A 12,684-nucleotide genomic window follows, 5' to 3' on the forward strand; every position below is an offset into this window, starting at 1 on the left:
ATCTTAATCCCATAAATTACGGTTATACTTATAGAAAAACTTAATTCCTTTATCCGTTAAGAATCTTAATGGCTCTGTTCTCTTTAGTTCAGCCACTGTCTCCGGGTCAAAGAAAACTCCATACTTGTCTTTCCAGGATTTCCCATGATACATAAGCAAGTTCTGGTTGTACTCAGTATTCAGTACACCGTCAAAATCGAGAAAAATTATTTTCTTCATACACATTATTTATTGGATAATGAGAGATGTACCAATCCAAAAAGAGTGCTTCACGGTATGAACCCGTGAAAGCAACTCCCTTGTAGTGCTATTGTCATTTTTGTGACAAAAAACATTAAAATGAGTTGTAAGAGTTATAGTAGTTCCCTGGCAATCCAAGCACAAGCCTCTGCGTCAGCCAGGGCATTATGGTGTTGGGTTAGGTCGTATCCGCAATAAGCAGCTACGGTTTGTAGTTGGTGGTTGGGTAGGAGAGATCCCAACATTCTTCTGGAGGCTCGGCATGTGCAATGGAACTCATAATCGGGATAGTCCATCTGATACATTTGGAACACAGACTTCAGGCATCCCTCGTCAAAGGGTGAGTTGTGAGCCACCAATGGCAATCCCTCAATCTTTGGCTGAATCTCAGCCCATACCTCTGGAAATACCCCGGCGTTCATGGTATCCTCCATGGTTAGTCCATGTACCCTTGTATTCCAATAGGAATAATACTCAGGCTCTGGCTTGATGAGACTGTAGTAGCTATCCACAATCTCACCATCCCTTACTATCACAATGCCCACGGAGCAAACGCTGGTTCGTTGCTGGTTGGCAGTCTCAAAATCTATCGCTGCAAAATTCTTCATGAGTGCAAAGTTACTAATTATATATGTATTATCCAAATTTTTAAAGTGGGCTCAGTTAATTATGTAGGCATAAATGTTAAATCTTAGTTAATGTAACAAAAATGCTACCTATATATTTGGTGGTTAGTTGCTTTTTTGTTACCTTTGCAGTGTCGAAATGACAAAGAGCTCTTACAAATAATGAAACAATCAGAATTACTGAAGAGACTGAGAGATGCGGGATGCATCCTGTCTCAACATGGTTCAAAGCACGACAAATGGATCAATCCCAAGACTGGCGCTTACGATTATGTGCCTAGGCACTGCAAGGAGGTGGCCAAAGGGACTGCTATAAAAGTGCTTAAAAATTTGGCAGGGGAATAGCCCCTGCCAATCTATGAGCCATGTGTGGATTTATTTGTAGAGCTCTTTTAATAAAAATATAAATGTATGGAGAAAAGAAAGGTTTTAGTTACAGTAGAACAAGCATCTGATGGTTCGTATTGGTGTCATACAGAAGATGCGATAAACAAGGGGCATTTCAACTCTGTGGGACGTACCGTAGAGGAGGCAAAGCAGGATTTGCTTGATTGCTACGAGGAGGCTAGGGAGTTTGAAGATGATTTGCCGGAAGTAGATTTTATCTACAAGTACGATATTCAATCATTCTTCAATTACTTTTCATATCTCAATGCGTCTGATATTGCCCGCCGTGCTGGCATCAACCCATCGCTCATGCGACAATATATCAGCGGTGTGAAGAAAGCCGGAGAGAAAAACTATCAACGCCTGTCAGCTTGTGTCGGCAAGATTAAAGAGGATTTTAGAGCAATCTCTTTCTAGTAAAGATTGATTGTTTCATATACATTGTTAAAGAGCTCGAAGCCCTGGTACGAGACGTATCGGGGCTTTTTTCTTGCTGTTTTCTGGAAATGTTCAGCAAAATGTTAATATAATATTGACAGGTAAGCGCTATGTTCTTTAGCTTGTGGGTAGTTCAATGCATTGGTGCAGGTTACAAGAGCAACATCTATGTGGAGAATAGTGTTTATGCTACTGCTGCTACCCAAAAGAAGCCTTGGGATTGCAAGACTAGTGGCAGTTATAAAGACTACAATGTCACATTGAAGGGTTGTGAAGGTGCTTCGGATGCACAGAGCAAGAGTGGTAACAACGAGTATTTCGTTCCAACGAAATACTATACTTATAAGGCTAATGATGCTTCTGAAGTGAAGAACTATGTAACAGCAGCTGCCGGTGCAACTCTCAAGGTGTCTTATGGCTCAGGTGTAAGCAAGTCAAGATCTGTTTCCTTCGGCGATACAGATGGACAGACTACAGGCATCTGCGACTTTACAGAAGCTGCATCTGTACTCTCTACTCGTATTTTTACCTTGAAAGGTAATGAGGTACAGACTCTTCAGCCAGGTTTGAACATCGTGAAGACCACTTACTCAGATGGTCATACAGATGTGAAAAAGTATTGAAGAAATAGAATAATGACCTTCGGGATATGATTGTCCTGGAGGCTTTTTGGGTTATCGTTACTTCCATGACATCTATCTATTAATCAAAACAAAAACTCCCTGATAATATGAACTGTAATTTTTAGTTGCACAAAACAGCCTTTTTCCGAAAAGAATCAGATAATCCACTAAAATTCTACATATAATCCACCATACTTAGCCTCTTTTGGCGTAATTTTGCCATCACCAAACGTATTTTCTGAAAAAGGAAAGCATTGAAAAGTCTATGCTTGATTACGGATTAGCAAGAGAATAAACAATTACAATTTCATATAAACCGAAAGTAACCAATGAAAAAGAATGTTTTAATGACGGCTGTTATACTGCTTGGCATCATGACAGGTTGTACTGGCAGGTTGGGACCAGCGTGGCAGTTGGAATTTAGCCAACGTGCATGACCCTACAGTCATGAAGGCTGATGACGGCTACTATTACATGTATCAGACTGATGCCTCTTATGGTAACAGTTTGGAAGGACATGGCCATTTCTTCTGCCGTAAGAGCAAGGACTTGATCAACTGGACTTGGGTAGGCTCCACCATGAGAAGACAGCCTTCTTGGGTGGCAACCAAGGTGAATGAATATAGAGCAAAGGAGGGCCTTCCTGCTATCAAGCATTTTCGTTATGGATTTTGGGCGCCATGTGCTCGCAAGGTGAGAAATGGCTTGTACCGAATGTACTATTGCATCGTGGTTGATAATTACATCGGCAATGGCTTATATGCCGATGCAGCCAATTTTGACAACACCTGGACAGAAAGAGCTTTCATCGGGATGATGGAAACTTCCGATCCGGCAAGCAACCATTGGACAGACAAGGGCATGGTAGCTTGCTCTTCCACTGACCGTGGGTTCAACTGGGGAAGAAACGGTCAAGGTGACTGGAATGCATATTTTGACGATAGCGCTGTATCGGTACCAAGCGTAGCGGTGTAATCGGTACCATGCTATCACTGCAATCGGTACCGCTTGTATCGCTGCAAGCGGTACCAAGATTTCAGTTCTGCTTTTCAATTTGCAAAGGTAATTTATTTTTTCAATTTCTGGCGCATAGAATCGCCTTTTAACTCTATTTTACTTGCATTTGCCACCAAACGGTCCATAATGGCATCTGCCAAGGTAGGATCACCTATGTAATCATACCATTTGGCAATGGGAAGCTGTGAGGCGATAATGACGGACTTTCTTTCGTATCTCTCTTCTAGGATTTGAAGCATTGCGAGTCTGGTCTTGTCATCCATTGGCTGCAACCCGAAGTCATCCCATATGAGCAAGTCATACTTTTCCAGATTGGTTATCATCCTCAGGTACGATCCATCCAGCTTGCTGAGTGCAACTTTCTCCACAAAGCTGTTCATATTGAGATAGAGAGTTCTGTAGCCTAGCATGCAAGCCTGTCTTCCAAGGGCACAGGCAAGGAAGGATTTTCCGCAGCCGCACTTTCCTTGTATGAGCAAGTTCTCATGTCTGCGTATGAAGGCACAGTCGGCAATGGCGGCAAGGTCATCCTTGGTGAAGTTGCGGTCTGTTCCACAGATGACATCCTCTAAGAGTGCCGTATATCTAAGCTTGCTGATTTTTAGATACATGGCGGTCTTTCGATCTCGTCTGTCCTGCACCTCTGCATCCACCATCTTGGAGATGGCGACTTCCAGGGATGGGCGGTTCTGTACAGGAAGGCTGGTCATGGCCTCGAAGGAGGATGACATACCTCTGAGTTTCAACTCGTTGAGTTGTATGATGGTTTCTTGTAAGTTCATGTTACTATGCATATTTAAATGTTCATAAATGCCTCCGCGCCTCTCACATAGTCGTTCTGTGGCACGTTTGAGACTGTTTCTTCCCCGTCAACTTGGTCAAGGTTCTTTTCCAACACGTTGCGGATGGTCGTGTAGGTGATGGATGAACAACCTGCTAGACGCTTACAGGCCTTCTCCAGACGCTCCTTGCCATACTTGCGCTTGAGAGACAGGACTCCTTGGCAAGACTTGTACGACTGCTCGACATGCTTCGTGCGATTGAGGATGGATTGGACTGCGGAAGTGGTGTTGCTGCCAACCAATGCCGCCTCCTCCAGAAAATAGGCGGCGTTATATCCCTGTCCGTGCTTGTAGGCAAGATGTTTGTCTGGCATATGCTCGTCATGCGTGCTGTATCCAGATCCTTGGCGACGCTGATGGATGGCTATGCGAGAACTCCCGGAGTAAACCTCCACGGTATCTAAGTCCCACAGTACGCTCACCTTTTGCCCGACATACTGGTATGGCACGCTATAGTTGTGCTTATCAACCATGACGTGATAGGTACCGGACAGTTTCACCTCCTTGCGATATCTGAAGCGGTATGGAGTCATGGGCAGCTTACCCAACGTTGGTTGCTCTTCCGCCTCGAAGATGTCACGTCTGCTTCTCCCTGTCGTTCTGGACGGCTTTTCATTGAAGCCGTCCATCAACTCATAGATACGGGTATTCATACTCAGAAGATTGTAAAACACCTCGTCATGTAGCAGAGCGTAGACGGCATTGTATGTCTTTTGGACGAGTCCCTCGACTGGACCTTTGTCCCTGGGAGTGCGAACCCTGCAGGTTTGGAGGGATGTATCGTAGTAGGCAGCCCATTCCACGGCAGCATCATTGAACGCTGGCTCGTAGCGGTCGTATTTCTTCACCCACTGCTTCATGTTGTCACTCTTGGCTATGCGAGTTGTTCCGCCGAAGTAAGAGAAGGCATCGGATATACCGCCGAAGAAGTTCTCCATGGAAGCGTTGTACATAGCCTTGGCAAATCCCAAGCCGCTGTATGGCAGGATACAGACCAAAACGACAACCTTGGTTAGTTTACCTGTCTTCGGGTCGGTAAGCCACAGGGCATCGCCGGCGAAGTCAATCTGCATCTCTTCCCCAGGAATATAGGTGTTATGGAAGCTGAGGTTGTGTGAGTACTGATACTCACGGATTGACTTCTTGAACTGGGTGTATCCATATCCGTCGGGATGCTCCTTCTTGTATGACTCGTGCAGGGCTTGAATGGTGAGGTAGCGGTTATGCGACAAGTCTGACACATATTCAGGCAACAGCCCATCCAGCACCTGACGTTGGGAAGATGGGGCTGCTGTGGGTTTGGACAACTGGAGGAAAGATTCTATTTCCCCGTCACTCATGCGGCCTATCACGCCATAGGACAAACCTTGGGAATCCGCCAAGGTCTTGTAACGGTTCAGTACGCCACGTCCCATGTGTAGTTGCTCGCAAATGGTGCGTTGCGGTATTTTTGCCGCTAGCATTTGAAATGAACGTTTTAATTTGCTCATGTTTACATTACTTTGTGCCATATCTATACAGATTTAAAAATTCTTCTGCAAAGATAGGCGGTTATTATTATACATGAGCAGAACTTTACATCTTTTTGGTACCGATTGGGGCGCTATGATGGTACCGATTCAAGTGATACGATGGTACCGAATGCAGTGCTATGATGGTACCGATTCATGCGCTATAGTGGTACCGATTCGCCGATACTGTCACATATTTCAAGTATAATGCCATCGATCCGTCATATATCATCTGCCCTGATGGCAAGCATTACCTCATCTACGGTTCATGGCATTCTGGTATTGTTGCCATGCGCCTGAACCCGAATACAGGTATGCCTTATGAGAATATCGGTGACCCATGGGGAGACATCAGCAAGTATGGCAAACGTATCTATACTCGCAATATCAATAGTCGCTGGCAGGCATCTGAAGCTCCGGAGATCATATATCACAATGGCTACTATTATCTTTTTCTGGCCTACGATGAACTTTCTGTGGCTTACAACACTCGTGTGTTGAGAGCCAAGAATATAGAAGGTCCCTACTATGGCAAGGATGGCAGAGACTGTACCAACAAGGGTGGAGAGGCATATCCAATTCTGACACATCCGTACAAGTTCAACAATAGTCCAGGTTGGGTAGGAATCTCTCATTGTGCTGTCTTTGATGATGGAGAAGGTAACTGGTATTTTTCATCACAAGGTCGTTTGCCGGCAGGAGTAAATGGCAATCCATATTCAAACGCCCTTATGATGGGACAAGTACGTTCCATTCGATGGACACAGGATGGCTGGCCAGTCATTATGCCTGAGAGATATGGTGATGTGCCACAGCTTACCATTCTCGAAAGTGAATTGAAGGGAACCTGGGAGAATATCACCCTGGAGTATAATTTTGGTCAGCAGTGCAGTTCTGAAAGCATGACATTGGGTAGTGGTCATAAGATTACTGCAGGTTTCCATGCTGGTGGCAAGTGGTCCTACGACAAGGCAAATGCCATTCTCTACATAGATGGCATACCTATGTATTTGCAGAGAGAATGTGATTGGGAATCCAATCCTAGAAAATATACTATTGTATATTCCGGACTCAGCAACTACAACAGTACAAGGAACCGCAAGTCATATTGGGGCAAGAAAAATTAAGACATCAAAGGAATTAAGGTAAAAGGTAGATGACAAAATCGGGTAGAAGGTAAATGCTAATCATAAAAGGCATTTGCCTCCGAAAAAATAATTATCAACCCATACTTTGCGGTTGTTCCAAGGGTCAATACACCTCGACAAAAGGGTGTATAGACCCTTTTCCCTATTGCATGATGTCTTCAGGTAGAAGTATCTTAGCTTCTTCGTTCATATAAGTAGGGGCTTCTTTCATAAACAAGACAAGATGTACCTGCTGTCCTTTCTTGATAAAAGGAAGATATTTCGCCTTTTGCTCAAGAATTTCCATCAGGCGGTCAGCACTATCATTGTGTGTCCATTTACATTCGCCAATCAATATATGTTTCTTATCTATTGATTCTGCAACAACGTCCAATTCTACCATTTTACCATTCTTTTCTTCTGGCGGAAAAATTTTACCCCACCATCGTGAAGCCACATTGTAGGCAATGCCATCTATGATATTGCCACTTACGTAATCACGGCATAGTAACTCCCAACATTGGCCAATAAACTGCGGTAGCTGGATTTCCACAACCTGCATCACCGTATCAATCTTTCCCAACTCAAGGATAGAACGATAAGGCACGATAAATTGATAATGGAATCTGAGAAGTGAGTCGTTGATGTGGTAAAGTCCCTTTTTGCTTTTTTTCGGATTGTCGCCAAAAGGTACCTCTCTTCTTATGTACCCTAAATCTCTTAATTTGCCTAGAGGCTCTGACAAGGAGTTGGCTTCCTTACCAGCCCTGGATGCTATTTCTGAAAGTTTGTTGGCGCCATTACCGATAATAGTGAGTAAGGTTAATGCCTGAACGGTATCTCGCATATCATCACGAAGCAGTCGCTGAGGTTCTTCCATCAAGGAGCCTTGTGGATCAAGCAACACCTTGCGAATCGCCGTTTTTGTATCAGGATAGTCACGACGCAATTCCCAATAGCGAGGCACACCGCCCCATATTGCAAATTCTTCTACCGCTTGCACGGCATCACACTCCATTGCCTCCCTCATATATTGAGCCGCAATCGGTTGCATCTTGATAATCTCATTGGCAAGTCCATAAAGTGGTGACTGGCGATTGAGCACATAGCCATGCATCAATTGCTGTGAAGAACCGCAAAGAACAAAATCAAACTTTAAGATTTTCTCGTTCAGGAGCTTTTGAATGATGGAAGGAAGTGCCTCACAGCTTTTTACGAGATAAGGAAATTCATCCAGACATACCATGATTCTCTGAGATAGTTGATTGTTCATACTGCGGAAAAGTGATTCCCAGTCGGGATAGATAACCTTGTCGAACCCATCAATGACTGTTGCCACAGATTTGGCAAAAGCAGATCGCTGTACAGCCTCTGTAGAAGTATCACTCAAAAAGTAAATAGCCTGTTCTTGACTATTCACAAGATATTTGATGAGCGTAGATTTTCCTATTCTGCGACGACCATATATAACGATAAATTGGGTATTCTCTCGTTTCAGAGCTTCTGTTATTCGGTCTGTCTCCGCCTTTCTATCTATTAATCTATTATATTCCATAATGTTATGCTTTATTATTATCGTTCACAAACGATAATCTTTCTGAACGATAATTCCAAATATTTGAGCAACAATTAGTTACTTGTTATTGTTATTTAACTATTAATCAAAATCATTAAGTAGTATTTGCATGTTCTTTACTGAGCCCACTTTAAAAAGTAAGGCCTGTTTAAGATGTTTATATTTCACGAAAATAATCTCTGCTTTATGCTGTTATCTGGAATATTTTTCGTATCTTTACACCATCAATTAAAAGAATGACTATGTTTAAAAAGACAGATCCGAATCCTCAGTTAGATATATTCACGGCTCCCTCAATGCAGTCAGGAAGTCTTTTACCAAGGAATACGGAATTGTCTTCTGACCTACTGTAAAATTCTTGGTGATGAAATCAAAGTCACCGACAGCACTTGCCACTTCAGTTTGTGCTCCTGCAACCATGGCAATAGCTGAGAATGCTGATACTAGTAGAGTTCTCTTCATGACTCTTCATTTTTTTGATATGAGATGCCCCTCTCATACCGGTTATTTTGATGTTTAATCTGCACTGCATTGCGAGTCGTAGGGGGCAAACGAATCTTATGATGAAGACAGAGATGACAACGCCTCACAAAGACACTGCAAAACTACATATTTTTGTCCTAACAGCCAAATATTTCTCATCGTTTTACATACTGCCGTATCAAATAACCTTTAAGTTGTGCTTGACTTTGATGATTTAGAGAAGCACTGACTGTGGAGGTAAGTCAAATATATACCATCTAATGAGAGCATCATTGTTCGGATGATATGGAGGAAATTAAATTTAATTTAAATCTTACCCTATTTTACTCTTTTCTATCTGATATTTTGTATCTTTGCAAGTAGGTGGCATCTTGCCATCTGAATCATCATCTTGAGTAATGAGAAAAATCATATTCATCGTATTAATAATAGTAAGTATTATGATGGAAGCTAAGATTCGCAAACCTGCTGTAGCAGGAAGTTTTTATACTGGCGATGCCAAAGAACTCCGCCAGGATGTTCAGAATTGTTTCTCTAGGTGCAAGAATCCTTTAATGGAGAATGTACAGGCAGTAATCGTACCTCATGCCGGCTACGTGTTCTCTGGGGTGACTGCAGCATCGGCATTTGCTGCCATCAATCCGGATGCTGAATATGAGCACATCTTTCTCCTGGGACCTAGCCATCATGTGTATTTGGGGAAGGCATCAGTAAATATAGGTGTTTCTGCCTATGCCACTCCTCTGGGAAATGTTCCTGTAGATACCGCTCTCTGTAAAGACCTTATGGAAAAGAGTGATGCTATTACTTATGCTCAAGAAGCACATGAGAGCGAGCATTGCCTGGAGGTGGAACTGCCATTCCTGCAATATCACATGAAAAAGTTACCATCCATTGTTCCTATCATCATTGCCACGCAGGAATTGACGACCTTGAAGAAGATTGCTGATACCCTGAAGCCCTACCTGAATGAGAAGAATCTTTTTGTTATCAGCAGCGACTTCTCTCACTATCCTGCATACAAGGATGCAGAGATTGTAGATGGACTTACCAAAGATAGCATCATGACAGGAAAGGTAGAAGCATTTGTGAACGCCACCCTTCACAACCAGGAGCTTGGCATTGACCATCTGGCAACGAGTGCATGTGGCATGGCTCCTATTGCCACATTGTTGATGATGACAGAAAATGATGCAAATATCAAGCCACATCATGTTATGTACTGCAACTCCGGTGATTCCCCATATGGCGGAAAAGACAAGGTTGTGGGGTATCATTCTTTTGTTTTTACTACAGAAACCTGTGGTTTTGATTTAACTTCTGAAGACCGAAAGATGCTCAAGTCTATCGCTTATCATACCATCAAGGCAACTCTTGAAGGTAAGAAGTATGAGCCAGGTAAGTTATCTGATGTTCTTCTTACAAAGTGTGGAGCCTTCGTCTCTCTGCACAAAAAGGGAAGACTCAGAGGTTGCATCGGCCATTTTGGTGAAGACATGCCACTATATCAGGTAGTTGAGCACATGGCAAAGGCGGCAGCCTTTGAGGATCCACGCTTTTATGGGGTGACCATGGAGGAACTGGATGATATTGACATCGAAATCTCAGTACTCACGCCGATGAAACGCATCCAAAGTATAGATGAGTTTGAACTGGGCAAGCAGGGTATTTTCATGCGCAAGGGCTATCATACGGGTACTTTCCTTCCACAGGTGGCTGATGAAGTATCATGGACCAAGGAAGAATTCCTGGGACATTGCTCTCAGGATAAGGCTGGAATAGGTTGGGATGGCTGGAAGACAGCTGAGCTTTATACTTATGAGGCTATTGTATTCTAGCAGCCGATATTCAGATGATTGTGTAATCATGAAATGGTTTGGGTATGAAAGAATGTCGTTTTTATCAGAAAGTTGATGGGGAAGGAGAGTATGCTTCTGATACCGTAAGGTGCGAATTATGTCCCCACTGTTGTGTTATCTTGGAAGGCAAGCATGGAAAATGTGGCAGCAGATGGAATTTTAACGGAATGCTTTACTCTGTTGTTTACGGAAAACCGTGTGCTTTGGCAGATGATCCTGTAGAGAAGAAACCGCTGAATGAATTCCATCCCGGAACCCGTTGTCTGTCTCTGTCCTGTACAGGTTGCAACTTCCGTTGTCTCAACTGTCAGAACCACGACATCTCGCAGGTACTTCCGTCTGCTGTAGATTTCTACGAGTTGTCTCCATCTGATATTGTAGATATTGCAGTCAAGCATCATATGCCGAGCATTGCCTATACCTACACGGAGCCTCTTACCTATTATGAGTACATCTATGACATCGCCAAGGAGGCTCATTCCAGGGGGCTTTGGAATATTCTGGTATCTGCAGGTTACATCAACCCGGAGCCTCTTAGGGAGATAGTTTCACTCATTGATGCTGCCAATATCGACCTCAAGGCATTCTCTGAAGATGTGTATCAGAAGCTATGTGGCGGTCATTTACAGCCTGTACTGGATACGCTTTTAACGATGAAGAAAGCAGGAGTGCATCTGGAGATAACAAACCTGCTGATTCCAGGGGTTAATGACAGCGAGAGCATGATAAGAGATATGTGCAGTTGGCTCAGAGACAATGGTTTTGCCGATTGTCCTCTTCATTTTAGCAGGTTTTTCCCACAGTACAAGATGCAGGATTCTGTACCTACACCTACTGAGACTCTGTTTACTGCCCGAAGGATTGCACAGGAAGAAGGGATGAGAAAAATATATTTAGGAAATATTTAACACAAAAATATAGATTGAAATGAACAAAACAGCATTAATTACAGGAGCCAACAAAGGTATTGGCTTGGGAATCAGTAAGTATCTAGGGTTAAGTGGCTGGGATATCATTCTCGGTGCCCGCAATGAAGCAAGAGCCTTGGAGACTATGAACAAGTTGAAAGATGCAGGATGTACAGTGCTTGGTTGGGTGAAAATTGAACTCTGTGATCTCGACGGCATCAGTTTGGCGGCAAAGGAGATCAATGATAAATATCCTTCGCTCAATCTTCTAGTGAACAATGCCGGTATTCCTGGTGATATGTCGAAGACCAGTTGGGAGACAGACATGAAGGATATCAAGGAGACTGCTGACGTAAACTACTTTGGCACCTTGGCCGTGACTCAGGCCCTTCTTCCGCTCATCAAAGCCAACAAGGGTAGAATCGTCAACATCACCGTTCCTAGTGAAATCAGTCCGTATTGGCATCCTCTGGCTTACGTGGCAAGCAAGGCTGCCCAGAATGCTATGATGGGTGTGATGGCAATGGAGTTTGAGCAGAACAACATACCTGTTGAGATTTTCAGCGTACACCCTGGTCCAACTACCACTGATTTGAATGGCAACATGGCTTTGCCTGGTTTCCATACAATTGATACAGTAGGCGAGAAGTTTGCAAAGCTCATCAATGATGGACAGTCCCATAATGGCGAATTCATAGAATTGTATCCTATCGTGAAGGAAGATTAAGGAAGAAAGAGAAGACTTTTTGAGATAGCACCGCAATAGAGATTGACACATACTCAGAAGCTAAGACTTACGTAGATGAGCACAGCTAGGTGAAAGAGGTGCCAAAGTATGAGTAGATAGATAAGATAGGAGGGTGTGTCATAAGTCTGTGACGCACCCTTTTTTTGTGTGTGTTTCTATATATTCTAGTTGAATCGTAGTCTTTCTTCACAAAGGGAATCTTATTATATTGTATAGAAACTTTACTTTTCTTGTTTTATCGATAACAAAACAGCCCCAAAGCCCACAAAAGGGCATAGTTATCCCTGACGATAAAAAAA

General features: G+C 43.2%; 13 protein-coding genes and 1 pseudogene. 8 read left to right on the forward strand and 6 right to left on the reverse strand.

Annotated elements, in window-relative coordinates:
* Nucleotides 1-3 precede the first annotated feature (3 nt).
* Both ONT08_RS14825 and ONT08_RS14830 read right to left on the reverse strand, forming a co-directional pair.
* Nucleotides 4-219, reverse strand: a complete 216-nt coding sequence (locus ONT08_RS14825) for a hypothetical protein (protein ID WP_118201578.1) — start codon at nucleotides 217-219, stop codon at nucleotides 4-6.
* A gap of 134 nt (nucleotides 220-353) precedes the next feature.
* Entirely contained in the window at nucleotides 354-848 is a 495-nt protein-coding gene (locus ONT08_RS14830) for a 3'-5' exonuclease (RefSeq protein WP_118201577.1), read from the reverse strand.
* A gap of 180 nt (nucleotides 849-1,028) precedes the next feature.
* Between ONT08_RS14830 and ONT08_RS14835 the strand changes: the two genes are divergently transcribed.
* From ONT08_RS14835 to ONT08_RS14850, 4 genes are all read left to right on the forward strand, one after another.
* Entirely contained in the window at nucleotides 1,029-1,211 is a 183-nt protein-coding gene (locus ONT08_RS14835; RefSeq protein WP_117588061.1) for a type II toxin-antitoxin system HicA family toxin, read from the forward strand.
* Nucleotides 1,212-1,277: 66 nt separating this feature from the next.
* Nucleotides 1,278-1,670, forward strand: coding sequence for a pilus assembly protein HicB (locus ONT08_RS14840; protein WP_117588060.1), 393 nt, complete (start codon nucleotides 1,278-1,280; stop codon nucleotides 1,668-1,670).
* A 131-nt stretch (nucleotides 1,671-1,801) separates the two neighbouring features.
* Nucleotides 1,802-2,314, forward strand: coding sequence for a hypothetical protein (locus tag ONT08_RS14845; RefSeq protein ID WP_264960339.1), 513 nt, complete (start codon nucleotides 1,802-1,804; stop codon nucleotides 2,312-2,314).
* Nucleotides 2,315-2,743: 429 nt separating this feature from the next.
* A complete protein-coding gene (locus tag ONT08_RS14850; protein WP_264960340.1) occupies nucleotides 2,744-3,289 on the forward strand; it encodes a family 43 glycosylhydrolase in 546 nt (181 codons plus the stop codon).
* A gap of 92 nt (nucleotides 3,290-3,381) precedes the next feature.
* Here the strand turns inward: ONT08_RS14850 and istB are convergent, their stop codons facing one another.
* Nucleotides 3,382-4,113 (reverse strand): IS21-like element helper ATPase IstB, encoded by a 732-nt coding sequence (istB, locus tag ONT08_RS14855; RefSeq protein ID WP_118201903.1) that lies wholly within the window; start codon nucleotides 4,111-4,113, stop codon nucleotides 3,382-3,384.
* Between the two features lie 14 nt (nucleotides 4,114-4,127).
* Nucleotides 4,128-5,684, reverse strand: coding sequence for an IS21 family transposase (gene istA, locus ONT08_RS14860; RefSeq protein WP_264960341.1), 1,557 nt, complete (start codon nucleotides 5,682-5,684; stop codon nucleotides 4,128-4,130).
* A gap of 194 nt (nucleotides 5,685-5,878) precedes the next feature.
* Between istA and ONT08_RS14865 the strand changes: the two are divergent.
* Nucleotides 5,879-6,811: pseudogene (locus tag ONT08_RS14865) on the forward strand (glycoside hydrolase family 43 protein); the annotation flags it as partial.
* Nucleotides 6,812-6,974: 163 nt separating this feature from the next.
* On the opposite strand, the gene ONT08_RS14870 reads toward ONT08_RS14865, so the two are convergent.
* Both ONT08_RS14870 and ONT08_RS14875 read right to left on the reverse strand, forming a co-directional pair.
* The gene (locus tag ONT08_RS14870) at nucleotides 6,975-8,366 is read right to left on the reverse strand and encodes an ATP-binding protein (RefSeq protein ID WP_264960342.1); all 1,392 of its coding nucleotides are present in this window, start codon (nucleotides 8,364-8,366) and stop codon (nucleotides 6,975-6,977) included.
* A 303-nt stretch (nucleotides 8,367-8,669) separates the two neighbouring features.
* Nucleotides 8,670-8,849, reverse strand: coding sequence for a hypothetical protein (locus tag ONT08_RS14875; protein ID WP_182429285.1), 180 nt, complete (start codon nucleotides 8,847-8,849; stop codon nucleotides 8,670-8,672).
* A gap of 461 nt (nucleotides 8,850-9,310) precedes the next feature.
* Here ONT08_RS14875 and amrB point away from each other — a divergent pair, with 461 nt between their 5' ends.
* The 3 genes from amrB to ONT08_RS14890 are packed head-to-tail and all read left to right on the forward strand — an operon-like array spanning nucleotide 9,311 to nucleotide 12,364.
* A complete protein-coding gene (gene amrB, locus ONT08_RS14880) occupies nucleotides 9,311-10,708 on the forward strand; it encodes an AmmeMemoRadiSam system protein B (RefSeq protein WP_264960343.1) in 1,398 nt (465 codons plus the stop codon).
* 44 nt (nucleotides 10,709-10,752) lie between these two features.
* On the forward strand, nucleotides 10,753-11,637 hold the full coding sequence (amrS, locus tag ONT08_RS14885; protein ID WP_264960344.1) for an AmmeMemoRadiSam system radical SAM enzyme: 885 nt from the start codon (nucleotides 10,753-10,755) through the stop codon (nucleotides 11,635-11,637).
* Nucleotides 11,638-11,656: 19 nt separating this feature from the next.
* Nucleotides 11,657-12,364: an SDR family NAD(P)-dependent oxidoreductase gene (locus tag ONT08_RS14890; RefSeq protein ID WP_119236698.1), complete on the forward strand. Its 708-nt coding sequence runs from the start codon at nucleotides 11,657-11,659 to the stop codon at nucleotides 12,362-12,364.
* Nucleotides 12,365-12,684: the final 320 nt, after the last annotated feature.

It is taken from the genome of Segatella copri (assembly GCF_026015465.1).
GTDB lineage: Bacteria > Bacteroidota > Bacteroidia > Bacteroidales > Bacteroidaceae > Prevotella > Prevotella copri_E.